At 59.2% G+C, this 23,358-nt stretch carries 22 protein-coding genes and 5 tRNA genes; 23 read left to right on the top strand and 4 right to left on the bottom strand.

All coding sequences use genetic code 11. From position 1 onward, the window contains the following. Positions 1–176 precede the first annotated feature (176 nt). From DWY03_RS04495 to DWY03_RS04480, 4 genes are all read left to right on the top strand, one after another. Entirely contained in the window at positions 177–2,819 is a 2,643-nt protein-coding gene (locus DWY03_RS04495) for an ATP-dependent Clp protease ATP-binding subunit (RefSeq protein WP_117840011.1), read from the top strand. A gap of 120 nt (positions 2,820–2,939) precedes the next feature. Then, on the top strand, positions 2,940–3,299 hold the full coding sequence (locus DWY03_RS04490; protein WP_197032147.1) for a type II toxin-antitoxin system RelB/DinJ family antitoxin: 360 nt from the start codon (positions 2,940–2,942) through the stop codon (positions 3,297–3,299). After that, positions 3,296–3,817: a PIN domain-containing protein gene (locus DWY03_RS04485; RefSeq protein ID WP_117773490.1), complete on the top strand. Its 522-nt coding sequence runs from the start codon at positions 3,296–3,298 to the stop codon at positions 3,815–3,817. Before DWY03_RS04490 ends, DWY03_RS04485 begins: the two co-directional genes overlap by 4 nt. A gap of 148 nt (positions 3,818–3,965) precedes the next feature. Then, a complete protein-coding gene (locus DWY03_RS04480; RefSeq protein ID WP_117773489.1) occupies positions 3,966–5,423 on the top strand; it encodes an aminoacyl-histidine dipeptidase in 1,458 nt (485 codons plus the stop codon). Between the two features lie 397 nt (positions 5,424–5,820). On the opposite strand, the gene DWY03_RS04475 is transcribed toward DWY03_RS04480, so the two are convergent. Next, positions 5,821–6,597 carry a hypothetical protein gene (locus tag DWY03_RS04475; RefSeq protein ID WP_117773488.1) on the bottom strand — a complete coding sequence of 259 codons (777 nt, stop codon included), beginning with the start codon at positions 6,595–6,597 and terminating at the stop codon, positions 5,821–5,823. Positions 6,598–6,599: 2 nt separating this feature from the next. Further along, positions 6,600–8,126: a hypothetical protein gene (locus tag DWY03_RS04470; protein WP_117773487.1), complete on the bottom strand. Its 1,527-nt coding sequence runs from the start codon at positions 8,124–8,126 to the stop codon at positions 6,600–6,602. 156 nt (positions 8,127–8,282) lie between these two features. On the opposite strand from DWY03_RS04470, the gene DWY03_RS04465 reads away from it, so the two are divergent. Together DWY03_RS04465 and DWY03_RS04460 are read left to right on the top strand one after the other, a co-directional pair. Beyond that, positions 8,283–8,936: a DUF1648 domain-containing protein gene (locus DWY03_RS04465; RefSeq protein ID WP_124785975.1), complete on the top strand. Its 654-nt coding sequence runs from the start codon at positions 8,283–8,285 to the stop codon at positions 8,934–8,936. Positions 8,937–9,436: 500 nt separating this feature from the next. Next, entirely contained in the window at positions 9,437–9,859 is a 423-nt protein-coding gene (locus DWY03_RS04460) for a hypothetical protein (RefSeq protein ID WP_117840010.1), read from the top strand. 38 nt (positions 9,860–9,897) lie between these two features. Here DWY03_RS04460 and DWY03_RS04455 read toward each other — a convergent pair whose 3' ends face one another. Beyond that, positions 9,898–10,476 carry a manganese efflux pump MntP family protein gene (locus DWY03_RS04455; RefSeq protein ID WP_117840009.1) on the bottom strand — a complete coding sequence of 193 codons (579 nt, stop codon included), beginning with the start codon at positions 10,474–10,476 and terminating at the stop codon, positions 9,898–9,900. Between the two features lie 385 nt (positions 10,477–10,861). Here DWY03_RS04455 and disA point away from each other — a divergent pair, with 385 nt between their 5' ends. The 6 genes from disA to DWY03_RS04425 all read left to right on the top strand — a co-directional run bounded on the left by disA (position 10,862) and on the right by DWY03_RS04425 (position 16,323). Then, positions 10,862–11,902, top strand: coding sequence for a DNA integrity scanning diadenylate cyclase DisA (gene disA / locus DWY03_RS04450; RefSeq protein WP_369796797.1), 1,041 nt, complete (start codon positions 10,862–10,864; stop codon positions 11,900–11,902). After that, positions 11,902–12,630, top strand: coding sequence for a 2-C-methyl-D-erythritol 4-phosphate cytidylyltransferase (ispD, locus tag DWY03_RS04445; protein WP_117840008.1), 729 nt, complete (start codon positions 11,902–11,904; stop codon positions 12,628–12,630). Before disA ends, ispD begins: the two co-directional genes overlap by 1 nt. Continuing rightward, a complete protein-coding gene (gene ispF / locus DWY03_RS04440; RefSeq protein WP_006234975.1) occupies positions 12,620–13,114 on the top strand; it encodes a 2-C-methyl-D-erythritol 2,4-cyclodiphosphate synthase in 495 nt (164 codons plus the stop codon). The genes ispD and ispF overlap by 11 nt, the downstream gene beginning before the upstream one ends. A 3-nt stretch (positions 13,115–13,117) precedes the next feature. Then, a complete protein-coding gene (gene cysS, locus DWY03_RS04435; RefSeq protein WP_117840007.1) occupies positions 13,118–14,584 on the top strand; it encodes a cysteine--tRNA ligase in 1,467 nt (488 codons plus the stop codon). Positions 14,585–14,727: 143 nt separating this feature from the next. Continuing rightward, a complete protein-coding gene (gene rlmB, locus DWY03_RS04430; protein ID WP_117840006.1) occupies positions 14,728–15,642 on the top strand; it encodes a 23S rRNA (guanosine(2251)-2'-O)-methyltransferase RlmB in 915 nt (304 codons plus the stop codon). Positions 15,643–15,645: 3 nt separating this feature from the next. After that, positions 15,646–16,323, top strand: coding sequence for an NYN domain-containing protein (locus DWY03_RS04425; protein ID WP_055285223.1), 678 nt, complete (start codon positions 15,646–15,648; stop codon positions 16,321–16,323). A gap of 27 nt (positions 16,324–16,350) precedes the next feature. On the opposite strand, the gene DWY03_RS04420 is transcribed toward DWY03_RS04425, so the two are convergent. Beyond that, the gene (locus DWY03_RS04420; RefSeq protein WP_117840005.1) at positions 16,351–17,691 is read right to left on the bottom strand and encodes a DNA-binding protein; all 1,341 of its coding nucleotides are present in this window, start codon (positions 17,689–17,691) and stop codon (positions 16,351–16,353) included. 223 nt (positions 17,692–17,914) lie between these two features. On the opposite strand from DWY03_RS04420, the gene DWY03_RS04415 reads away from it, so the two are divergent. From DWY03_RS04415 to rplA, 11 genes are all read left to right on the top strand, one after another. Beyond that, a tRNA-Thr gene (locus tag DWY03_RS04415) sits at positions 17,915–17,989 on the top strand. Positions 17,990–18,968: 979 nt separating this feature from the next. After that, positions 18,969–19,050, top strand: a tRNA-Tyr gene (locus DWY03_RS04410). Positions 19,051–19,060: 10 nt separating this feature from the next. Further along, positions 19,061–19,136, top strand: a tRNA-Thr gene (locus DWY03_RS04405). Positions 19,137–19,139: 3 nt separating this feature from the next. Next, positions 19,140–19,216, top strand: a tRNA-Met gene (locus tag DWY03_RS04400). A gap of 96 nt (positions 19,217–19,312) precedes the next feature. Next, positions 19,313–20,503 carry an elongation factor Tu gene (gene tuf / locus DWY03_RS04395; protein WP_117563790.1) on the top strand — a complete coding sequence of 397 codons (1,191 nt, stop codon included), beginning with the start codon at positions 19,313–19,315 and terminating at the stop codon, positions 20,501–20,503. Positions 20,504–20,782: 279 nt separating this feature from the next. Beyond that, positions 20,783–20,932: a 50S ribosomal protein L33 gene (gene rpmG / locus DWY03_RS04390; protein ID WP_022093895.1), complete on the top strand. Its 150-nt coding sequence runs from the start codon at positions 20,783–20,785 to the stop codon at positions 20,930–20,932. 13 nt (positions 20,933–20,945) lie between these two features. Further along, positions 20,946–21,021 (top strand) — tRNA-Trp (locus DWY03_RS04385). Positions 21,022–21,097: 76 nt separating this feature from the next. Beyond that, positions 21,098–21,436: a preprotein translocase subunit SecE gene (secE, locus tag DWY03_RS04380; RefSeq protein ID WP_117840004.1), complete on the top strand. Its 339-nt coding sequence runs from the start codon at positions 21,098–21,100 to the stop codon at positions 21,434–21,436. Between the two features lie 3 nt (positions 21,437–21,439). Beyond that, complete coding sequence (gene nusG / locus DWY03_RS04375; RefSeq protein ID WP_006234984.1) at positions 21,440–21,976, top strand: transcription termination/antitermination protein NusG; 537 nt, start codon at positions 21,440–21,442, stop codon at positions 21,974–21,976. Between the two features lie 120 nt (positions 21,977–22,096). Next, positions 22,097–22,525 carry a 50S ribosomal protein L11 gene (rplK, locus tag DWY03_RS04370; RefSeq protein WP_022093893.1) on the top strand — a complete coding sequence of 143 codons (429 nt, stop codon included), beginning with the start codon at positions 22,097–22,099 and terminating at the stop codon, positions 22,523–22,525. Between the two features lie 117 nt (positions 22,526–22,642). Further along, a complete protein-coding gene (rplA, locus tag DWY03_RS04365) occupies positions 22,643–23,350 on the top strand; it encodes a 50S ribosomal protein L1 (RefSeq protein WP_089572518.1) in 708 nt (235 codons plus the stop codon). Positions 23,351–23,358: the final 8 nt, after the last annotated feature.

Here is a 23,358-nt window from a genome sequence, read left to right as displayed (position 1 = left end):
GAACCAGACCCCCAAACAGACCGGAGCGATTCCTTTTTTGTAGACGTTGTCGTATGGCTCCGTGCGGAAAAGGTCCCAACGGTTAACATATACTCCATATGGGTAAAGAGACCAAAGCGCTGCCGCGGGGCGGCGCTTTGCGTTTGAAAAAACTAGCTCGTCTAAGAGGAACTAGCATGTTAGACCGTTTTACCGATCGCGCGCGCAAGGTCATGTCCATGGCCAAGCAAGAGGCGCTCGATCTACACTCAAATAAAGTGGGTACCGAGCATCTGCTGCTCGCGCTCGCTAAGGAGGACGAGGGCATTGCCGCCGAGGCACTGCGCTCGCTCGATATCTCCTACGACGACATCATGGACACCCTCAAGGAGGTCCAGACCACCGTTCCCGAGCCCAGCGAGGAGACCGAGGCCGCCAAGCTCGCCTTTACGCCGCTCGTCATTAGCGTGATGGAGCGTTCCTTCCGTGTGGCGCGCGAGAACAACCAGACCTATGTGTCGACCGAGCACCTGCTCATCGGTATCGTCGAAGAGGGCAACGGAATGGCCATGGACATCCTCATGCGCCTGGGTGTTTCGTCCGCTTCTATCAAAAAGGCCATCGAAAAGCTCACCGCCAAGGACCAGGACAAGAAGCGTCCGCTCGCCGGAGCTGGCGCCGGCCGCCCCGGTGCGGGCCTGCCGTTCTTTAGCGGCTCGGACGCCTCACAGCAAAAGGGGGACGGCACCGACACGCTCAAGCAGTTCGCCACCAACCTCACACAGAAGGCGCGCGACGGCAAGCTCGATCCCGTGATCGGTCGCGAAAAGGAAGTCCAGCGCATGATGGAGATCCTTTCGCGCCGCACCAAGAACAACCCGCTTATCTTGGGTGATCCCGGCGTGGGCAAGACAGCCATCGTCGAGGGCCTGGCTCAGCAGATTGCCGCCGGCAACGTGCCCGAGAACCTCATGAACCAGAATATCTGGACACTCGACCTGCCGGGTCTTGTTGCGGGCGCCAAGTATCGCGGCGAGTTCGAGGAGCGTCTCAAGAACGTGATCCAGGAGGCGACCGAAGCCGACGACGTTATCTTGTTTATCGACGAGATGCACACCATCATCGGTGCCGGCTCTGCTGAGGGTTCTATCGATGCGAGCTCCATGCTCAAGCCCGTTCTCGCACGCGGTGCCTTCCAGATCATCGGCGCCACCACGGCCGAGGAGTTCCGCAAGTACCTCACCAAGGATCCGGCCTTTGAGCGTCGCTTCCAGACAATCGATGTCGAGGAGCCGAGCGTCGAGGACACGGTCAAGATCCTGACCGCGCTCAAGCCGCGCTACGAGGAGCACCACCATGTGCGTTACACACAGGGTGCTATCGAGGCCGCCGCGAACCTCTCCAACCGCTACATTCAGGACCGCTTCCTGCCCGATAAGGCCATCGACCTTATCGACGAGGCCGGTGCCCGCGCCCGCATCGCCGCTAACCGCGCGCCCGAGCCGGTGCGCGAGGCCGAGCATCGCGTCGAAGAGCTCAAGGCTGCCGCACAGGAGGCCACCGAGAGCGACGACATGAACAAGGCTGCCGAGATCACTGAGCAGCAAAAGGCTGCCGAGATTGAGGTTGCCGAGGCCAAGGCTGCCTGGACGGCCGAGCTCGACGCGAGCCCGCTCACCATCGACGTCGCCCAGATCGCCGACATCGTCTCCGTGACCTCGGGTGTGCCGGTGTCTTCGCTCACCGAGAGCGAGAGCCGTCGCCTGCTGCAGACCGAAAGCGTGCTCAAGACCCGCATTATCGGCCAGGACGAGGCAGTCGAGGCCGTTGCCAAGGCCGTGCGCCGCAGTCGCTCGCCGCTCAAGGACCCGCGTCGCCCCGGCGGCAGCTTTATCTTCCTGGGTCCCACCGGCACGGGCAAGACCGAGCTCGCCAAGACGCTTGCCGAGTATCTCTTTGGCAGCAAGGACGCGCTCATCAGCTTCGACATGTCGGAGTTTGGCAGCGAGTTCGAGGTCTCCAAGCTTATCGGTAGCCCCCCGGGCTACGTTGGCCATGACGAGGGCGGTCAGCTCACCAAGGCCGTGCGCCGTCATCCGTACTCGGTTGTGCTGTTTGACGAGATCGAGAAGGCGCACCCCGATATCTTCAACATTCTGCTGCAGGTGCTGGAGGAGGGCCGCCTGACCGATAGCCAAGGCAAGACGGTCGACTTCCGCAATACCGTGATCATCATGACGTCCAACGTGGGCGCCCGCGAGATTGCGCAGGATGCGAGCGTTGGCTTTGGCACCACCGGCGAGCACGGCCTTACCTCGAGCGAGATTAAGGGCCGTGCGATGGGCGAACTCAAGCGCCTGTTCCGCCCCGAGCTGCTCAACCGTATCGACGACATCGTGGTGTTCCAGAAGCTTTCGGGCGAGAATCTGACCAAGATCGCGCACCTGCTGGTGGACGACTTGCGTCAACGCCTGATTGCCAACGGCATGAACATCAAGCTCACCGATGCGGCCTACGACAAGATTGTGGCCGAGGGCACCGACCTCACCAATGGCGCGCGTCCGCTGCGCCGCGCCATCCAAAAGCTCATTGAGGACCCGCTGTCCGAGGAGCTGCTGGCCGGCGAGTGGGGCGAGGGCGATACCGTCCTGTGCGATGTGGCCGACGGCAAGTTTGTCTTTAGCCACGGCACGGGCGAGATTCCGGCACCGCGTCCGGTCGGCGCGCTCGGCGGCGATACCGCTCCGGCGGCGCCGCACACCGGCAACGCCACGCCCGTAAGCGGCGGCGTGACCTCGGGCCCCGGCGGCATGATGCAAGCCGGCTCTGGCGCGCTGTAAAGTGTGAAATAGTCTGAATGAAGGGGATGTTCCAGCTGGGACGTCCCCTTTCTGGTAAAGGCGGCATTCATCCTAAATGCTATACTAAGTAAAGGAAAGCGTATAGCAAAAGGAGCCAACATGTCTATGTCGATACTAGACTCACGGCCGGTTCAGATGAACGTGCGCATGGATCGCCAACTCAAGGATGCCGGGGACGCCGTTTTGGCACAGATTGGCATGACGCCGTCGCAAGCCGTTCGGACACTTTGGGAGTATCTGGTCGTTAACGGACATATGCCCTCGAAGGGAGACGCGGCGGCTCCAGTTTCTGACGGAGTGGAGCCCCGGCGCATGGAGTCAAGGGCCGCGCAAGGCAGCCATATCGTTCGCGATTCGTGCCTCAAATACGGCATCCCCATCCCTGAGTTCTCGGGAGACTATGACGACCTCTATGAGGAGGCCATGGCGGAGCGCTATCCCGAGTGGGTGGAACTATGAGCACAGAAGGCGTCCTCAAGCTGTTAATCGATACCAACGTATGGATGGATTATTTTTCTGGCAGGTCCGACCGTACGGCAAATGTCGCCCATCTGATCGAGATTGCCGACGCCTCGGAGCGGATTGCCCTGTTTGCCTCGTCGCTTTCGGTCAAAGACGTTTCATATCTTGTCTCGGCGGCAATCAAGCAGGAGTGCCGAAGAAAGACTGGCTCACTGAGCGATAACGCCATTGCGGCGGCAGACGAAACGGCCTGGGCATGCGTTCGACAGATGCGCGAGCTAGCCCTCATCGCCCCGGTCGGTGCAGATGAGGTCTTCGACTCCTTTGTGTTCAAGTATCATCACAACGACTTTGAGGACGACCTGATACTGGGCGTCGCTAATCGCATTGATGCCGATTACGTCGTGACGGAGGACAAAAACCTCATTAAACATACCAATGGCGTATGCATAAACGTTGATCAAGCTTTGAGGTTGGTTGAAGGGTCCAACGCCCCTTCGGTGCGGCCCGTCTAACCTGCTTTATCTTAATAAAGTAGCGTTTCCCCGCCGTTAGCCGATGATGCGAGGGCGCTCGGCGTTTTCGACTGGTTTATGCACGCAAAGTCTGGGAATATACAAGGCGCATGTCTTACTGTCTAACCAGTTGCGCCAAGGAGGCACCATGGATTACAAGATTACCGGCTACGAGCCCGCCCAGCTGTTCCATTTCTTTGAGGAGGTCAGCGCGATCCCCCGTGGGTCTGGCAACGAGAAGGGCATCAGCGATTTCCTGGTTGCGTTTGCCAAGGAGCGCGGCCTCGATGTGTACCAGGACGAGGTCTACAACGTCATCATTCGCAAGCCCGCTTCTGCCGGCGCCGAGAATGCTCCGGCCGTGATGCTGCAGGGCCACATCGATATGGTGTGCGACAAGTTGGGCTCCGTTGAGCACGACTTTACGACCGACGGTATCGACCTGGTCGTCAAGGACGGCGTCCTCACCGCTAACGGCACCACCCTGGGTGCCGACAACGGCATTGCTGTCGCTCTGATGCTCACTGTTCTCGATGACGATTCGATCGTTCACCCCGCCCTCGAGTGCGTATTCACCACCGACGAGGAGACTGGCCTGGTCGGTGCCGAGACGCTCGACAAGTCCCAGATTAGCGCCCGCACCATGATTAACCTTGACTCCGAGGAAGAGGGCGTTGCCACCGTCAGCTGCGCCGGCGGCGTCGTTGTTACCTACGCCTGCCCCATCGTGCGCGAGCACAAGACCGGCAGCACCCTCACGCTCGACATCTCCGGCCTACTGGGTGGTCATTCCGGCAACGATATCAACCTAGAGCGCGGCAACGGCAACCTCATCATGGCCCGCATCATCGACCGCCTGATGGTTGCCGGCGAGCCCGCCATCGTTAGCTTTAACGGCGGCACCAAGGACAACGCCATCAACCGTGAGTGCAAGGCTGTTCTGGTCTACGCCGACCACGCTGCCGCCGAGGCCGCGGCCCAGATCGCAAAGGGCATCATCGCCGACGTCACTGCCGAGCTCGAGGTCTTCGACCCCGGCTTTACCTGCACCGTCGAGATTGCCGATAACGCTGAGGTCGAGGCCATGGACCAGAAGTCCGCGCTTGCCCTCATCCGCGCCCTGCGTCTTGCCCCTAACGGCGTGATTCGCCGCAACGTCGCCACCGACGGCTCCGTCGAGGTTTCCTCCAACATCGGTGTGGTTGCCACTTCTGACGACGAGGTCAAGATCATGCTGTCCCCGCGCTCCTCGATCACCTCGCTGCAGGACGAGTTCAAGGACCGCCTGCAGACGCTGGCCGATGTCCTGGGCTTCGACGCCAAGTTTGAGTTCGAGTATCCCGGCTGGAGCTATGCCGAGCATTCGCCGGTCCGCGACGTCTTTGTCGAGAGCTATCGTGAGCTCTTTGGCTCCGAGCTGCGCATCGAGTCCATTCACGCCGGCCTTGAGTGCGGCCTGTTTGCCGAGGCCCTGCACGGTCTGGACGCCATCGCCGTGGGCCCGACGCTCTCCGATGTCCACACCCCGGACGAGAGCATGGAGCTCGCTTCTGCCGAGCGCTTCTACGAGCTGCTCATCGACGTCCTCAAGCGCCTTGCCGCGTAAAGGTCACGCCGGCAGCGGTCCGAGCCACGTGCTAGCGGATTGCAAATGACATTACGAGAGGGGACACCCGGTCTTTTGCGACAGGTGCCCCCTCTCTTCTTTTAAGAAATGGGAAATTGCCTGGCGTCTAACCCATATCACCCTTTAGTCAATTTGGAACGTGTCTCTATAGTTTTGTCCACTCTCCCGGGACGACCCCGCCTTCCTTGAGGCGCGTCGGGAGGCTCGGCGTTACAGAGACGGCAAGGCCGGACGGGGATTACCTCTTCGCGATGGAGGGGAACCCCCGGCGCTGGAGGGCGACGGGGAAGAGCCATGCGATCAAAACGGGGAGCAGCGACTGCCGAAAGTTGATCGTCTCGCACAAGCGCCAGCACGACATTCGGGCTTTCGGATCCTAGGGAGCGGATGGCCGGGGCGGAGATTCCGGTTCAGAGTCAGAGAAGAAGAGGTGAAGGCTTGAGCCCCGGTGGAGGGAATTAGTGCCTTCCCGGGCGTAGCGCCATGTCTCCTCCACGGTATCGCCCGGAACCTTTACGTCCCCGCTTCGGAGCAGATTGATGAAACCCTCGGGGTCGTTCCGGTATTTCTTGCCGAAGGCTGCGGAAAGCTGCCTCTTCTCGTCATCGCTGAATTCGCGTACGGAGCCGTAGAGCGCATGCTCGAGGTTGCGGGACATGAAGTAGACTCTGTAGGGGACTGCGTGTTTTCTGTGCTTGAGCTCGCGCGTGCCCGCGAGCTCAAGCAGCGCGGCAGACTTTCTCTCGTTTCTGTCTACCACCCTAGCGGTGTCCCGGGCGGTGATAGAGTCGCGGCCATAGACGAATCCATCGCAGTCCCCCTCGACGATGCACTCGTTCGGTATGAAGGCGCCGTCCAGGTCGACGATGTGGATGATCCGGTCGAGGTCGGTCCATTCGTACTCGTGCCGCGACGCGATGCGGTCGACGACGAACTGGCGCACGGTGTCGCGCACCCTGTCCTTGACGGCGAAGGAGGCCTCCCATGAGAAGGGTCGCACCGTGGTAACGTCGCAGTGGAAGGCGAGCGCCCTCGCCTCGGGCGGTGCACCGTTTGCGGCGAAGTTGAGCGCGGCCTGCATGGGCTCGAGGAGCGCGTTTTCATCGCTCGGCCCCTCCACGAGAATCAGGACGACCCGCTTCTCCCTTGCCATGGTCACTCGCCTCCCATGGAGGACAGAAGGGAGTCGAAGTCGAGGGCCTGGGGGCTTCCAGCCTCAAGGAGGGCGGAGCCTATCGCGGAGGTTCTGGTCGGCTCGTACAGCTGTTCCTTCTGCCCCCCGAGGTTGATGGCTCTCAGGTATTGGTTCCTGAGGTTGTTCGAGGGTGCCATGCCCCGGAACCCGATGTAGCGGTTGTTGGGGTTGGAGGTCGAGAAGACGAGGCATCCGACCGGGAGACATTCAAGCGCTCGCAGGTTGTGAGCGGTGAAGATGAGCTGGCCCTTGCCCTGCTCGGTCACGACTTCGAGGAGCTCGCCGAGCAGGAACTCGAACACTCCGGAGTCGATCTCGTCAACGACGAGACAGGCGCTGTCGTCATTGAAGACGTTTATCAGCCAGCCGAGCATCGATGCGATCTTCTTGATTCCTTCCGATTCTGTTCTGAAGGGGACGCGTACCCCCTGCCGGCATGATAGGAGCTCGACGCGCTCGCCCGGTGTGCCGTCTTCCATCGTTTCGCCGTGGAGGGTGTTCACTTGGATGCTGAGTCCCGGAACGATTGCCCCAAGCGCGCAGTTGATGGTCTCGACGGTCTTGCGGACCGAGTCGCAGACTTCTGAGGGGAGGACCGTTGTCTGATCGATAGGGAGTGACACGTCGCGGATGACAGGGGCCTTTCCGGCCTCCTCGGGTGACCATCCGCCTGTGCTGCTGCCCGGGGAGGCGAGGAGGAAGATGTTGAACGCCAGCGCCGCGCTTCGGCGCGTGTCACAGACCCTCATCTTATCGTCGGCGAACCTGTTCAGGAGCGTCGTGGAGTCCATGAGTGGAACCAATACGCTCTCGTACGCCGTCCTCGCCGCCTCGGATAGGGAGTTATTTCCGAGGCGCTCGAGATAGGACTTTCTCGCGGCGACCGCGAAGGCGACCATGGCGTTCGAGAACAGCTTCGAGGAGCCCTGCAGGTCGGGGGAGCGCCGTGCGACGGTGAGGTCGAGGTCGGCCTCCCTTCCGGCGAGATTTCTGAGTGCCCGCCACCTGTTGACGGGCTTCAGGTTCTGGCTGTCCTCGGTATCGGCCGCATCGTAGGCGGCGAGCCTTCTCTTGACGAGCCCCTCGGCGCGGACGGAGAGGTCCTCGGAGAGGAGGCGCGGTCTGTCGTCGAGCCTGTCGAAGGAGAACGAGTAGCAAACTGTGAAGGGCTTCCCGGCCGCTACGGTGCCGCCGAGCCCGCCTACGAAGCCGAGCGAGGAAGGGGAACCCTCCGTCACCTCGACCTCGATGCTGATTTTGGCGCACTCGGCAGAGGGGCCGATCAGATCGACGCTTTCACGGTCGAGCGGAAAGCCGCACATCAAATCCTGGACTCGCGCGAGGGATTCGACGACGGCGGTCTTGCCCGATCCGTTCTGACCGTATATTCCCATCACGCTGGAACCGAAGGGGCTGTCCTTGAAGCCGATCGTGCCGTTAGCAACGTTTTTCACATTTGAGAGCTCTATGGAGCGAATACGGATCATGGTGCCCTCCTTGAACACAATTTATATTACTATATATCGAATAATCGATATAAAATCAAGATAACAATTATTAAGAATGGAAATGAGATCAACCAATAATTAAAACAAATTTGCATTCAAGCTATTATTTTTACTTGATTTAAGACGGAGTGGAATGTGAGCGCACAAGGAGATGCGGAATCGATGAGAGCCTCGAAAAAAATTACTGCAGTGTTATCATCTTTCATCCTCTCTATTCTTCCATTTCTGATTCTATGGGCGGCTTGGTCAGCCCTCCCTGATACAATTCCCGCTCATTGGAGTGGGGGTGTGGTTGATCGATGGGGTAATAAGCTTGAATTGCTGGTTGTTCCGCTGTTTTCTCTGATTGGTTCTATTGCAATTTCTGTGTACCTTATTGTTTCCACGCGGCGAAGAGAGTTCGCGGATTTCTCTGTTCGAATGCGACGGGACTTTCTTGCGTGCTATATTTCTAGCCTTCTTTTATCGACAACCTGCTCAGTGATAATTGCCGTTTGGGTTCAGTTGATTCTTACGCAAAACACTGCGGTTGATGGGGGGCTTGGACTATCGATCCTGTATTCCCTTCCCGGGCTATATGTGATCTTGTGCGCTTTGCCGCCTTTTTATGCGAGCGGCGAGAGCAAAAAGGCAGAGCGCCTGATAACAGTTCTTATTGGCGGCGCGGAGATTGTTCTTTGTGGAATAGTGTTTGAAGGTTCGGCTGCCTCTTATGCGATGATTGGACTGATGATTCTGTTCTGTGCGTTTGAGATTGTGTCACAGGTAAGGGATAACCGGTCCTTATGAGTTGAATTACGCGCGTGCGGATATAAAGGTTGGCATGTTAAGCTGGTCGTTTTCTCGTTCTGGGACATTTGCAGTAGGATGAGTGGGACTAGGCGCGCTGCGGTGTGATGGTGACGGTTGAGACTTGTATCGCTGCAAATCCGCTGATGCACATTTTGCTATTGGGCTTGAAGGTGGGACCGACAGGCCTTTGTTTGGGATGTTCTGGTCGTCCAACGCGTGTTGCACGGCTTTATATTGTTACGCTCGTTCGGCGCTCCGTTGGAGCATTTCCGGGTTTGTCGGCATCATGACTTGGCCAAGTGACATGCTTGCCGGGACGGTTGTAACGCCGCGCCGGTTCCGTGTGCTCCTTCGTTGTTGGCCTGTCCAGCCGGGGGCGGATTCGGCCTCATGTTGTGGCGCACGGCCTTCAGGGGCTTCCCTTGGCGAGTTATGTTCGTCCGTATGGGTAAGGGTCGGGTTGAGCTGACAATCCTGTGTCGGAAGGGGCTTGCACCATGCGCGCGATGACAGAGATTGAGTGGCTGGACGGCCGTGTGACGAAAGTGCCGGAGCTCGCCCTGGGCGATGCGCTCGGCGAGAGCGTCCAGGCGGAGCTCGATTTCGGGTTCGACGACGTGTTGGAGGGCCTTTGGGTCGAGGTGCGCCATCATGAGCCGGATGAGGACTCGGACGGCGACCCGCGCGGGAGGGGCTGCGCACTGTACGCGGACTGCCGGTACAGCCTGGTCGAACCGTCGGACCTCGACCGTGTCTTCTGCATCCTTTACGAGGGGCAGCCGAGGGTCTGCCGCGTCGCGGGGGAGCTAGGGGTCCCCGTGTCGGCGGTGAACGCGGCCGCTGCGTGGGAATCCGGGATGGGGGCGGGTTTCGAAACGCCTGCGGAGGGGAGAACCCCGTTGGGCGGGGACTATTCGTGATGCTACTGGCGTTGAGTTTTGAGCGATTGCGTTTGGCGTTACAGCGCCAAAATCCCCAGATGCTCAAGCAAGATCTTAAGCCCGATGAGGATGAGCACGATGCCGCCCACGATGGTGGCAGGTTTTTCGTAGCGCGCGCCAAAGGTGTGGCCGATCGCTACGCCGGCGATGGAGAAGATAAACGTTGTGACGCCGATAAGCGATACAGCGGGAACGATGTCAACCGAGAGCGCCGCAAATGAGATGCCTACGGCTAGGGCGTCGATTGAGGTGGCGATGGCGAGGATCAGGTACTCGCCCAGGTCAATCTTTTCGGCATCCTTGCCGTCGCCTTCATTCTCGTCCTCGGTAAAGGATTCCCACAGCATTTTGCCGCCGATAAAGGCCAAAAGGATAAAGGCGATCCAATGGTCGATGGGTCCGATGATGCCCATGAATTGACTGCCAAGCGCCCATCCGATTACGGGCATGCCGGCCTGAAAGCCGCCAAAGAACAGGCCGAGCACCGCGGCGACTTTAAGGTCGATCTTCTTCATGCCAAGGCCCTTGCAGATGGATACGGCAAAGGCGTCCATCGAAAGGCCAACGGCGAGCAGCACGAGCTCTGCGAGTCCCATAGTCTGACTCCCTCTCTGCGGGCGGGCCCGCGTGTACCTCTTGGGGGAGTAACAAAAAAGACCCGTGGCGTACGCGTTGCGCGCACAGCCACGAGTCTCGTTCATTAAGGCAAGCCAGGCCGCATCGGCCAGTGTGTTGACTTACCGCGCCACCGGAGGCGAACCCGGTCACGCGACTACTCCCTCATTCATGTGAATCCCGATGCTACCACATAAGCAGCTCATTTGGGTTGGGGCTCTTTTGACTACCCCAGCGGTGTTCGCTCATTCTGTAAGCATCGGATTTCGCAAGCGCTGCGGGGGCAAACCGTGAGAAACTATTTAGCGTTTATGGAGCGTATACGATGGGAGCGATGCCTTGGATAAGAACGAGCTGCAAAAGCGTATGGAACAGGCTATTCGCCTGACTGCCCCCGGCCAGCCGATCCGCACCGCCCTCGACATGATCATTGCTGGTCACCTGGGCGCTCTTATTTGCGTCGGCGACACCGAAAACGTACTCGCTGCCGGTAACGACGGCTTCCCGCTCAACATTTCGTTTACCTCGAACCGCCTGTTCGAGCTTTCCAAGATGGACGGTGCCATCGTCATCGATGGCGACCTCACCCAGATCCTGCGCGCCAACTTCCACCTCAATCCCGATCCCTCGCTCGCCACGAGTGAAACGGGCATGCGTCACCGTACTGCCGCTCGCATGTCGGTGCTCACCGACGCCATCGTGATCTCGGTCTCGGCCCGTCGTGCCGTCGTTAACGTGTACGTTCACGGCAAGAGCTACGAGATTCAGCCCGTCACCACCATCATGAGCTCGGTCAACCAGCTCGTCGCTACGCTCCAGACTACCCGTCAGTCGCTCGATCGCTCCCTGCTGCGCCTGACGGCCCTTGAGCTCGACGACTACGTTACGCTCGCCGACATTACCGGTATTTTCTCGAGCTTCGAGATCATGCAGCAGGCAAAGACCGAGCTTAAGGATTGCATCGTCAAGTTGGGCAACCAGGGCAAGCTCGTACAGATGCAGCTCGAGCAGCTCGCCGGCTCCAGCATGGATACCGAATACGACCTGATGATCCGCGACTACGCGAGTGACTCTTCCGAGGCTAATGCCGAGAAGATCCGTGCCGAGCTTAGCCGCATGACGCCCAAGGACTTGTCCGACCCGCAGCATGTGGCGGCAGTTCTGGGCTACGACGACCTGGACGAGGACTCTGTCATGACGCCGCTGGGTCTGCGTACACTTTCCCGCGTGTCCGTCGTGCGTGACGGCGTGGCCGAGAAGATCGTCGACGAGTACGGCTCGCTGCAGGAGCTCATGGATGACATCAGCGAGGACCCGGAACGTCTGGGCGACTTTGGCGTCAACAACCCTGCCATTCTTGCGGACTCCCTGTACCGCATGAAGGGCACCAAACAGGGGAACGCATAATGGCGCCCGTATGCGCCGTGGTCGTTGCCGGTGGCAGCGGCCAGCGCTTTGGTAACCCCGGTGGCAAGCAGCTCGTTAACGTGGCGGGCCGTCCGCTCATGAGCTGGTCCATCCGTGCGTTCGATCGTAGCGACAAGGTTGGCCACATCGTGGTGGTGTGTCCTGCCGAGCGCCGTGCCGAGATGCGCCGCCTGGCCATCGACCCGTTTGACTATGACACGCCCATCGGCTTTGCCGATGCCGGCGATACCCGCCAGGATTCCACCCGTGCCGGCGTGCATGCGGTTCCGGCAGGCTTTGAATACGTCGCCATTCACGATGGCGCTCGTCCGCTCATTACGACTGAGGCCATCGACCATGCGATCGACGTGCTTGTGGGCGACCGCGCCCTCGACGGTGTCGTGTGCGGCCAGCCCGCCATCGACACACTCAAGATTGTCGATGGCGACAACATCGTCGAGACGCCGCCACGCGAGCTCTACTGGGCCGCGCAGACGCCGCAGATCTTTAGCGTCGACGCCATGAAGCGCGCCCACACCGCAGCCATCGCCGAGGGGTTTATCGGGACCGACGATTCTTCGCTGGTTGAGCGCATGGGAGGACGCGTTCGCTGCGTCCAGAGCCCACGCGACAACCTTAAGGTGACGGTGCCCGAGGACCTGCGTCCCGTAACCGCGATTCTGCTCGGTCGCATGGCCGAGGGAGAGGACCTTCCCCATGTTCAGTAACCTGCGCATTGGCCACGGCTACGACGTCCACCGTTTGGTGGAGGGGCGTCGATGTATCATCGGCGGGGTCGACATTCCCTACGAGCGCGGCCTACTGGGCCACTCGGATGCCGATGTGCTCGCGCACGCGCTGGCCGACGCCATTCTGGGCGCCTGCCGCGGGGGAGACATTGGAAAACTGTTCCCCGACACCGATCCTGCCTATGAGGGTGCCGACTCGATGGTGCTGCTTGCCCGTGTGATGGACTATGCGCGCGAGCTGGGCTTTGAGTTTGTCGATGCCGACTGCACCATTGCCTGCCAGCAGCCCAAAATCACCCCGCACCGCGATGCCATGCGCGCCAACCTGGCCCATGCCCTGGGCGTTGACGTCGAAAACGTGGGCGTCGCCGCCACTACGACCGAAAAGCTCGGCTGGGAAGGCCAAGGCGAGGGAATTGGCGCCTGGGCCGTCTGCCTGCTACAGAAAACCGTTAAGGAGTAACGAATGCGTATCTACAACAGCGCTACCCATAAAAAGGAAGAGTTCCAGCCCATCGAGTCCGGCAGGGTCCGCATGTACGTGTGCGGCCCCACGGTCTACGACAACATCCACATCGGCAACGCCCGCACGTTCATCAGCTTTGACGTGATTCGTCGCTGGCTCATTGCGAGCGGCTACGAGGTCACGTTCGCCCAGAACCTCACCGATGTCGATGACAAGATTATCAAGCGCGCCAACGAGCAGGGCCGTACGGCTGCCGAGGTCGCGAAGGAGTTCTCCGACAAGTTCATCGGCGTCATGCGCGCCGCCAACGTGCTCGATCCCGATGTACGCCCCCGCGCCACCAAGGAGATTGGCCCCATGATCGCCATGATCAAGACGCTTATCGAGCAAGGCCACGCTTACGCAGCCGATAACGGCGATGTGTACTTTGCCGTGCGCAGCGATCCCAACTATGGTCAGGTCTCGGGCCGCAACATCGACGACCTTATGGTTGGCGCGCGCATCGAGGAGAACGAGGACAAGAACGACCCGCTCGACTTTGCCCTGTGGAAGGCCGCCAAGCCCGGCGAGCCCAGCTGGCCGAGCCCCTGGGGCGAGGGCCGTCCCGGTTGGCACACCGAGTGCGCCGCCATGGTGCATCGCTACCTGGGCACCCCGATCGACATCCACGGCGGCGGATCCGACCTTGCCTTCCCGCATCACGAGAACGAGTGCGCCCAGGCCACCTGTGCCTGGCACCAGGGCTTCTCCAACACCTGGATGCACACGGGCATGCTGCTGGTTGACGGCGAGAAGATGTCCAAGTCGCTCGGTAACTTCTTTACCCTGGCCGAGGTGCTCGAGCAGCACTCTGCCGCGGCTCTGCGTTTGCTGATGCTGCAGACGAGCTATCGCTCGCCACTCGACTTCTCTTGGGAGCGCCTGGAGGGTGCCGAGAACTCTCTCACGCGTATCGCCGGTACGGTCGAGAACCTGCGCTGGGCTGCAAGCCACGCGACGGCCGATGCCGATGAGGCTGCCGCCGAGGCGCTTGCCGCCAAGGCCGCCGAGACCCGTGCCGCCTTTAAGGAGTGCATGGACGACGACTTTAACACCGCCGGTGCCATGGGTGCCGTCTTTGGCTTTGTCACCGAGTGTAATCAGTATCTGGAGCAGGCGGGCGATGCTGCCGACAAGGCCGTAGTCCTGGCTGCCGCCGATACGCTGACCGAGCTGCTCGATACGTTTGGCGTTGAGCTCCCCGAGCCCAAGGTCGAGTTGCCGCTGGGCCTGCTGGGCGTTGCCGCCGGTCTGGTTGCCTACACGGGTGACGATGTGGACGAGGCTGCTGCCAAGATTCTCGAGGCCCGCGCCGAGGCCCGCGCCGCCAAGAACTGGGATCTGGCAGACGCCATCCGCGATCAGCTCAAGGACCTGGGCCTCACCATTGAGGACACGGCCGCCGGCACCCGTATTAAGACTCTCTAGTATTTGTCGACCGTTCGAGGTGCGGCAGATTGCCTTGAAAGAGGAGGGCATAGACCTGGTGGTCATGCCCGACGATTGAAAGGCAAGGTGCCGTGGCTCGGACGGTCGATTCTTGTTCGTTATCTATTTAAGGAGGCCGTTTTATGGCCGACAACCGCAAGCGTGCACCGCGTGGCGGCAAGCAGGCTGCTTCTGGCTCGCGTCCGATTCGCCGCAATGACCGCGCTGCCGCTTCCAAGGGCCAGCGCGATCGCACCCAGGCCGCACGTCTGCAGCGCGATCGCAGCCGCGACGCTGTCCAGGCTCCCAAGGGCGAGTTTATCGAAGGTCGCCGTGCTGCCGCCGAGGCGCTACGCACTGGTTTTCCCGTCAAGTGCGCGCTCATCGCCGAGGGCGGGGAGCGCGATGCCGCCTTGTCGCGCCTGATCGATGACCTCAACGCCGCGGGTGTCCGCATTAAGTATGTGCCGCGTGCGCAGCTCGACGCACTGTCGAGCCATGGCGCTCACCAGGGCATCGCGCTCGAGGTTGGCAACTTCCCTTATGCCGATGTTGCCGATATCCTCGGCCGCGCGGGCGATGGCCCGGCACTCGTCGTCGTGCTCGATCATGTGACCGACGACGGTAACTTTGGTGCCATCGTGCGCTCTGCCGAGGTCGTGGGCGCGGCGGGCGTCATTATTGCCAACAAGCGCGCCGCCGGTGTGACCGTCGGCAGCTACAAGACTTCTGCCGGCGCCGTCATGCATCTGCCCATCGCACAGGTTCCCAATATCGCCCGTGCGCTCGATGACCTCAAGGTCGCTGGCTTTTGGGTGGGCGGTGCTTCCGAGCACGCCGAGGGCAGCTGCTGGGATGCTCCCTTCGAGGGCCGCGTGGCGCTCGTCATGGGCTCCGAGGGCGACGGCATCTCGCGCCTGGTGCTCGAGAAATGCGACTTTTTGACCAAGCTTCCCCAGCGCGGCATGACCGAGAGTCTCAATGTGGCCCAGGCGACCACCGCGCTGTGCTTTGAGTGGCTGCGCCGCAATGCCGGCGAGCTCATGGGGGAGGAGTAGCGCATGTCCAAGAAGAACCGCGCCAAGTCCAAGGCCAAGCGCTTTGGCGAAGGCTCGGCCAAGCCGATTGTTTCGGCCGCGACCTATGGCGTGGGCGGCAATGCGTTTGCGCAGGCCATCGCCGATCCTGTCTCGACGGTGCACTCCAATAAGCCCGAGCTGCTGGTGGTCGACGGCTATAACGTGATTCACTGCACGCCGCGCTACGAAAAGCTCGTGTACGACCATTCCGACGATCCGTATTCCAGCGACGTCCACGATATGGCGCGCACTGCACTCATCAACGACGTGGCGGCGTTTGCCCAGGGCCGCTACGAGGCTGTGATTGTGTTTGACGGCGCGGGCAATATCTCCAGCGAGCGCCCCAACCTGCCGGCCCGCGGCGTGCGTATCGAGTTCTCGCCGACGGGCGTCTCTGCCGATACCGTGGTGCAGAAGCTCTGCATCGAGGCGCGCGAGGAAGGCCGCGCGTGCTCCGTGGTGTCGAGCGACGGCACGATCCAGGCCGTCGTCATGGGCAAGGGCGTCACGCGCATCTCGAGCCGCATGCTGGTGGACGAGATCAAACAGATCGATAACGATGTTCACGAGGCAGAGGAAGCTCCGCAGATCAAGATGACCCTGGGCAGCCGCCTAAGCCCCGAGGCCCTGGCCAAGCTCAAGGCGTTGCGCGGGAGGTAGAGGAGTTGGCGGGGCAATGCTGCCTCGCTAACTCCATTCAGCGATGTCGATCATTCTTTCGAGGCGCCACGTTAGCGCCTCTTTTAGATAAGGCAGTCTCGCTGCTAGGGCATCGTTTCTGGATAGAATCTCGATTGCCTCGTCAACGAAACCATCGAGGCTGTTGCCGTCAAACCAGCTCATATCCTCGACGAGCAACATTTGTTTTGCGGGACTTGAATAAAACTGTGCGCTGGTAAAGCTGTGTTCTCCTGTCCGGAGCTCCTCTAGAGACATGTTGCACCAGAGCGATGAGCCCGAATCAAAGATGGGGGCCGGCCTGCACGCTAGTGTGTTGACGTTTCGCACGAGGCCAAAGTTGCGCCAATGACGGTCGAAGTTGGCAATGATGTCATCACATACGATCATGCGGTAAAGAGCATCTTTTATGCCCGTCGCCCCGAGCTCCTCACAGTTTGTAACATACCGTTCGTAGTCGGTTAGCCGGTCGTCCGCATTTACGTGCTGGTTTACATAGAACGCAGGGACATATTCTTCTTCGTCAGTTAAGAAGACATCGCATGTGCTCAGGGCAGAAGTGCCCGTGCCCTCGAGTGAGTAAGGCACATAATCACAGGTATTTAGGATACGACGGTGGAGCGCGGTTGCTACCAGCTCGTTATAAGGTTCCTGGTTTAGATGTGCACCTGCCTTGTGGAGGATTCGACGCCCGCCCTCGCATGTCCAGTACTTTTGAAGATTGCCGTCCGAGGTGTTGTCGGGCTTTGCGGCAGCTGCCTTACCCTCCGGGGCGAAGGGCGCAATGGTCAACGAGACGTCGTCAAAAGCATTATTGAAGAAATTGATATCTTCCCACGCGAGACCGGAGTCTTGGGGCCTAATCCAATACTGGTCGGATAAGGAGAGGCCAAGATTTCGCTGTACGAGTTCATCGGGAACATCGACTGCGGCTTCTGCAAGCAGGGAGGCTAGCCCAATGCGTGCGAGCGGGATACCGCGGCCGCGCCACCAGATGCGGAAGGAGTCGAGCGATACAGGTTTGCTGGGAGTAAAAACTCCAATAGGGGCGTGGGCACGATCGACGTCGGCGCCGATGTGGGTGAAGTCTTTCCGCGATCTGCTGTAGACCAGCTGGGCCACTTCGTGCGTGCGGTTCATGAGGGTAAATGCGATTTCGCTTTTCCCATGCCCGCGACGAGGCCGTCCCCCTCTTTTGGTTGCGGAGCGGAGTCGCGTGTCTACGCTGGCTTTGTCGATAAGCCACACGCCAGAAGCCTTGCGGGCGGTCAGCGCGCCGTTCTTAATGAGCTCCTGCACCCTGCGCGGGGTGATGCCGAGCAGCTCGGCTGCTTCCTTTGTAGTCAACATCGCGAAACCCTTCGCCAAAACGAATAGTTTTATATAGCCAATTGTAATTAAAACTATTCGTTTTGGCGAATGGTTTTAAGATTGAGGGCGCACTGACAGAAATGAACGGGCTTGGTACGCGCTGTTGCTGGATTTTGCATATTTGTATAACGCCGTGCGGCCTGTTGCGCCTCGTCTGCAATTCCTTTATTCTTAATTGGCTTCGCGCGAAAGCGCCAAGTGTGCCAGTGTGGCGCAACGGTAGCGCAACTGATTTGTAATCAGTGGGTTGCAGGTTCGATTCCTGTCACTGGCTCCATGAGAGTTTCGGGCCCTGTTCCTTATGGGACAGGGCCCGTTTCTTGTATGTGCCGGAATCGAACCTGCAGAGGCGCGAGCGTCAAGCGAACGCGAAGCGTTCGTAGCGAGCGGGCGAGGATGCCGGCAGGCATCCGAAGCCGGAGCGGATTCGCGAAGCGAATACGCGGACTTCCTGTCACTGGCTCCATGAGAGTTTCGGGCTCTGTTCCTTGTGGGACAGGGCCCGTTTCTTATTTTGGTGAGTTATCGGGCTCAGCGTCCCTCTCGTTCCCCAATTTGTCTCAATCTGTAACACCAAGACGGTTAAATCGTATCTAACTGTTACAGATCGAGACAATGTCAGGTGCCAGCAGAAAAACATCTCGATCTATAACAGATAGGGGAGGAAAACCTATCTAACTGTTACAGAATGAGACGTGAGCTGGGGTCTCTGCGTAATATCTCAATCTGTAACAGATAGGGGAGAAAATGTTCTCTATATGTTACAGATCGAGACAAAAGCCGTGTCGAGCTCGGCTGCCCCCCTGAGCGTGGATTATCGGACGTACGAGCGTGGAAAATCTCCCGCTTAGTGAATGATCGTGGAAAATCTGCCACTTTGGCCTTGGAGACACGCCAAAAGTGGGAGATTATCCACGCTCGATTTCAAACGGAAGAAAATCCACGCTCGAATCTGCCGCGGAAGCCCGATCTCGACCTATATATAGGTGCAAATAGGCTGTTATCGAAGTTCGATCCTGAAGGTGTACTCCACTACGCCAAAGTGTTACCTTGGGAAATGTCACCTCTGTATCCAAAACCACTGTCCTTCACATCCAAACTCAACAAAACCGCAGGTCACGGCTATATAGATACGCCCGGAACCGTGTATCTAGAGGTTTTCGTTGACAGCCCCCAAGGTTGCATCGTATTATCTTTTTCGTTCGCGGGGGGCGGCGGTCCAAAAGACCAAAGGACCTGCGGATACTTGAACGATTGGGAGTTTGCCCGAGTGGTTAATGGGGACGGGCTGTAAACCCGTTGGCTCTGCCTACATAGGTTCGAATCCTATAGCTCCCACCCGTCAAGTGCCTGTATAGCTCAGTCGGTAGAGCACTTCGTTGGTAACGAAGAGGTCACCAGTTCAAGTCTGGTTGCAGGCTCCATCCGGCGGTGTAGCTCAGTTGGTTAGAGCACACGGTTCATACCCGTGGCGTCACTGGTTCGAATCCAGTCACCGCTACCATAGGTAACACGGTGGCTTCTCAATAGTATGTTGAGAGGCCACTATGGTATAAAGGCAAAGTCCCGTCCGGGGACGACCTGTTTAGAGGAGGGCTTTATGGCCAAAGAGAAGTTTGAGCGCACTAAGCCGCATGTTAACATCGGCACCATTGGTCACGTCGACCACGGCAAGACCACGCTGACCGCTGCCATCACCAAGGTTCTCTCCGAGACCGAGGGCTGCAAGGCTGACTTCACTGCGTTCGAGAACATCGACAAGGCTCCCGAGGAGCGCGAGCGCGGCATTACGATCTCCGTCTCCCACGTCGAGTACGAGACTGCTGCCCGTCACTACGCTCACGTTGACTGCCCGGGCCACGCTGACTACGTCAAGAACATGATCTCCGGTGCTGCTCAGATGGACGGCGCTATCCTGGTCATCGCCGCCACCGACGGCCCCATGGCTCAGACCCGCGAGCACATTCTGCTCGCCCGTCAGGTCGGCGTTCCCTACATCGTCGTCTTCCTGAACAAGTGCGACATGGTCGACGATGACGAGCTCATCGACCTCGTCGAGATGGAGACCCGCGAGCTCCTCTCCGAGTACGATTTCCCCGGCGACGACATCCCCGTCATCCGTGGTTCCGCTCTGGGCGCTCTCGAGGGCGACGCCAAGTGGATGGACGCTATCCGCGAGCTCATGAACGCCGTCGACGAGTACATCCCGACGCCTGCTCGTAACAACGACCTCCCGTTCCTGATGGCCGTTGAGGACGTTATGACCATCTCCGGCCGTGGTACCGTTGCTACCGGTCGTGTCGAGCGCGGTGAGCTCAAGCTCAACGAGCCCGTCGAGATCGTCGGCATCAAGGATACCCAGAACACCGTCGTTACCGGTATCGAGATGTTCCGTAAGTCCATGGACTTCTGCGAGGCTGGCGACAACGTCGGTCTGCTGCTCCGCGGCATCAAGCGCGAGGACATCGAGCGCGGCCAGGTTCTCTGCAAGCCCGGTTCGGTTACCCCGCACACCAAGTTCACCGGTGAGATCTACGTTCTGACCAAGGAGGAGGGCGGCCGTCACACCCCGTTCTTCGATGGTTATCGTCCTCAGTTCTACTTCCGTACCACCGACGTTACCGGTACGGTCAAGCTCCCCGAGGGCACCGAGATGGCTATGCCTGGTGACCACATCACCATCGAGGGCGACCTCATCCACCCGATCGCCATGGAGGAGGGCCTGCGCTTCGCTATCCGCGAGGGTGGCCACACCGTCGGTTCGGGCATCGTCTCCACGATCATTGAGTAAATTAGCTCTTTGATATAGCTGACTTAGAGAACCCGGCACTTATATGGGTGCCGGGTTCTTTTCTGCAATGGATATTGAGCCGTTGCTGGAGTCGAGAGGATCGATAATGGTCCTGGATGCACCGTCGATTAGCTCTCGATGGCTTCATTGATGTGTTCCAAATATGAATGGATCCACCGAGAACCAATTGACTCGAGGTTTTCATTGACAGCACTTACGTGGAGCTGATAAAGTAACAACTCGTGCCCGTACGGGGCGGAAATGAAAGGTTCAGGATACATGCGTACTCTAGTTACTCTTGCGTGCACTGAGTGCAAGCGCCGCAACTATACGACCACCAAGAACAAGTCGACCATGCCTGATCGTATGGAGATCAAGAAGTATTGCCCCTGGTGCCGTCACCACACGCTGCACAAAGAGACTCGCTAGTCTCTAGTCATATACGCCAGTAGTTCAATTGGTAGAGCATCGGTCTCCAAAACCGAGTGTTGAGGGTTCGAGTCCTTCCTGGCGTGCCAGTCATTATTCCGTAAGCTCCCACTTGGGGGCTTACGGTTTACTCATGTATAAGCGCATTGCGCGGAGGTAACCCAAATGGCCAACAAGAAGAACAAGAAGAAGGCACAGCAGCCGGCACCTGCCAACAACGCTGCCGCCAACTCCAAGGTTGAGGCCAAGAAGGCCGTTGCCAAGAAGAGCGAGAAGGCTGCGAAGTCTAAGAAGAACGAGAAGCCTGGTTTCTTCGCCCGCACCAAGAAGTATTTCGCTTCGGTGAAGTCCGAGATGAAGCGTGTCACGTGGCCCGATAAGAAGGAGCTCGTGAACTACTCGGTCGTCGTTTGCGCTTCTCTGATCGTCGTCGGCGTCGTCATCGCTCTGCTCGATGCTGGCTTTGGCGAGGCTCTTGCTCTGTTCTCTGGATTGAGGGGCTAAACCATGTCTAAGCGTTGGTACGTCGTTCACACTTACTCTGGATACGAGAACCGCGTTAAGTCCGATCTCGAGCATCGCATCGAGACTATGGGCATGCAGGACCGTATCTTTGATATCGAGATTCCTATGGAGCGCGTCACCGAGATTAAAGAGGGTGGCAAGCGTGAGACCAAGGATTCTAAGATCTTCCCGGGTTATGTCCTGGTTCGCATGGAAATGGATGACGACGCTTGGACGTGCGTTCGTAACACGCCTGGCGTCACCGGTTTCCTGGGCGGCAACGGCAAGCCCGCTCCGCTTTCCCGTGACGAGTACAATAAGATGACTCGTCGTCCCGGTAAGGGCGATTCGCCCAAGCGCACCTCGGTTGATATTCAGGTCGGCACGTCCGTCCGCGTCACCGATGGCCCGCTTACCGACTTTGATGGCAAGGTCTCCGAGGTTAACACCGAGGCTGGCAAGCTCAAGGTCACGCTGATGATCTTTGGCCGCGAGACGCCGGTCGAGCTCGACTTTAACCAGGTCGCTGTCATCGCTTAAGTTTTTGTCCGTTCGCGCGAGCGTGCTTCTTCTGTGACTGCTCATCTCAGGAGTGCTTCTAACACGTGCGTGCTTACGATATAGCAAGTACTTCACACTCGTGATTCGAAAGGAATGACCATGGCTGAGAAGAAGGTTGCCAACGTCATTAAGCTCCAGATTCCTGCTGGTGCAGCTAACCCCGCTCCTCCCGTCGGCCCCGCCCTGGGCGCCGCTGGCGTGAACATCATGCAGTTCTGCCAGGCCTTTAACGCCGAGACGCAGGACAAGAAGGGTGACATCATCCCCGTTGAGATCTCTGTCTACGAGGACAAGTCCTTCTCCTTCATCACCAAGACCCCGCCGGCGGCTCACCTCATCAAGAAGGAGCTGAACCTCAAGTCTGGTTCCGCTAAGCCCCAGGCCGACAAGGTTGGTCAGCTCTCCCAGGAGCAGCTCACCAAGATCGCCGAGATCAAGATGCCGGACCTCAATGCCAACGACATTGACGCCGCCAAGAAGATCATCGCCGGTACCGCCCGCTCCATGGGCGTCACCATCGCTGAGTAGCGATTTCTTTAGGTAATGACGGGTGCTCCGACCGGGGCGCCCGTTATATGTGTGCAATAGGGCACACGATACGATGTGGGAGGGCTCACGCCCGTTTAACCACAGGAGGTAATGCACATGGCTAAGCATGGTAAGAGCTATAACGCCGCTGCCGAGAAGATCGACCGCGCCACGCTCTACACCCCCCTTCAGGCTGCCAAGCTCATCAAGGAGCTCGACACCGCCAAGTTCGACGAGACCGTCGAGGCCCACTTCCGTCTGGGCATCGATACTCGTAAGGCTGACCAGAACATCCGTGGTTCCATCTCCCTGCCCCACGGCACCGGCAAGACCGTTCGTGTTGCCGTCTTCGCCGAGGGCGAGAAGGCCCGCGAGGCTGAGGCTGCCGGCGCCGACATCATCGGTTCCGACGAGCTTGTCGCCCAGATTCAGAAGGGCGAGATCAACTTCGACGCCGCTATCGCTACGCCGAACATGATGGCCAAGGTTGGCCGCATCGGTAAGATCCTTGGTCCCCGTGGCCTCATGCCGAACCCCAAGCTCGGCACCGTGACCATGGACGTCGCCAAGATGGTCTCCGAGCTCAAGGCTGGCCGCGTTGAGTACCGCGCCGACCGCTACGGCATCTGCCACGTGCCCCTGGGCAAGAAGTCCTTCTCTGAGCAGCAGCTCGTCGAGAACTACGCTGCCCTGTACACCGAGATCCTGCGCGTCAAGCCCTCTTCTGCTAAGGGCAAGTACGTCAAGTCCATCTCCGTGTCTTCCACCATGGGCCCTGGCGTCAAGGTCGATCCCGCTATCCAGCGCGACTTCCTGGCTGAGTAACTAACAGT

The organism is Collinsella sp. AF23-2 (genome assembly GCF_003459245.1).
Taxonomy (GTDB): domain Bacteria; phylum Actinomycetota; class Coriobacteriia; order Coriobacteriales; family Coriobacteriaceae; genus Collinsella.
The sequence above is the reverse complement of the archived record's forward strand: the minus strand, read 5'-3'. Positions and strand labels throughout refer to the sequence as shown.

What these genes read in the sequence shown, in the direction of transcription:
- DWY03_RS04495 (WP_117840011.1), top strand. Translation starts at nt 177, where the DNA reads ATGTTAGACCGTTTTACCGATCGCGCGCGCAAGGTCATGTCCATGGCC.
- DWY03_RS04490 (WP_197032147.1), top strand. Translation starts at nt 2,940, where the DNA reads ATGTCTATGTCGATACTAGACTCACGGCCGGTTCAGATGAACGTGCGC.
- DWY03_RS04485 (WP_117773490.1), top strand. Translation starts at nt 3,296, where the DNA reads ATGAGCACAGAAGGCGTCCTCAAGCTGTTAATCGATACCAACGTATGG.
- DWY03_RS04480 (WP_117773489.1), top strand. Translation starts at nt 3,966, where the DNA reads ATGGATTACAAGATTACCGGCTACGAGCCCGCCCAGCTGTTCCATTTC.
- DWY03_RS04475 (WP_117773488.1), bottom strand. Translation starts at nt 6,597, where the DNA reads ATGGCAAGGGAGAAGCGGGTCGTCCTGATTCTCGTGGAGGGGCCGAGC.
- DWY03_RS04470 (WP_117773487.1), bottom strand. Translation starts at nt 8,126, where the DNA reads ATGATCCGTATTCGCTCCATAGAGCTCTCAAATGTGAAAAACGTTGCT.
- DWY03_RS04460 (WP_117840010.1), top strand. Translation starts at nt 9,437, where the DNA reads ATGCGCGCGATGACAGAGATTGAGTGGCTGGACGGCCGTGTGACGAAA.
- DWY03_RS04455 (WP_117840009.1), bottom strand. Translation starts at nt 10,476, where the DNA reads ATGGGACTCGCAGAGCTCGTGCTGCTCGCCGTTGGCCTTTCGATGGAC.
- disA (WP_369796797.1), top strand. Translation starts at nt 10,862, where the DNA reads ATGGAACAGGCTATTCGCCTGACTGCCCCCGGCCAGCCGATCCGCACC.
- ispD (WP_117840008.1), top strand. Translation starts at nt 11,902, where the DNA reads ATGGCGCCCGTATGCGCCGTGGTCGTTGCCGGTGGCAGCGGCCAGCGC.
- ispF (WP_006234975.1), top strand. Translation starts at nt 12,620, where the DNA reads ATGTTCAGTAACCTGCGCATTGGCCACGGCTACGACGTCCACCGTTTG.
- cysS (WP_117840007.1), top strand. Translation starts at nt 13,118, where the DNA reads ATGCGTATCTACAACAGCGCTACCCATAAAAAGGAAGAGTTCCAGCCC.
- rlmB (WP_117840006.1), top strand. Translation starts at nt 14,728, where the DNA reads ATGGCCGACAACCGCAAGCGTGCACCGCGTGGCGGCAAGCAGGCTGCT.
- DWY03_RS04425 (WP_055285223.1), top strand. Translation starts at nt 15,646, where the DNA reads ATGTCCAAGAAGAACCGCGCCAAGTCCAAGGCCAAGCGCTTTGGCGAA.
- DWY03_RS04420 (WP_117840005.1), bottom strand. Translation starts at nt 17,691, where the DNA reads ATGTTGACTACAAAGGAAGCAGCCGAGCTGCTCGGCATCACCCCGCGC.
- tuf (WP_117563790.1), top strand. Translation starts at nt 19,313, where the DNA reads ATGGCCAAAGAGAAGTTTGAGCGCACTAAGCCGCATGTTAACATCGGC.
- rpmG (WP_022093895.1), top strand. Translation starts at nt 20,783, where the DNA reads ATGCGTACTCTAGTTACTCTTGCGTGCACTGAGTGCAAGCGCCGCAAC.
- secE (WP_117840004.1), top strand. Translation starts at nt 21,098, where the DNA reads ATGGCCAACAAGAAGAACAAGAAGAAGGCACAGCAGCCGGCACCTGCC.
- nusG (WP_006234984.1), top strand. Translation starts at nt 21,440, where the DNA reads ATGTCTAAGCGTTGGTACGTCGTTCACACTTACTCTGGATACGAGAAC.
- rplK (WP_022093893.1), top strand. Translation starts at nt 22,097, where the DNA reads ATGGCTGAGAAGAAGGTTGCCAACGTCATTAAGCTCCAGATTCCTGCT.
- rplA (WP_089572518.1), top strand. Translation starts at nt 22,643, where the DNA reads ATGGCTAAGCATGGTAAGAGCTATAACGCCGCTGCCGAGAAGATCGAC.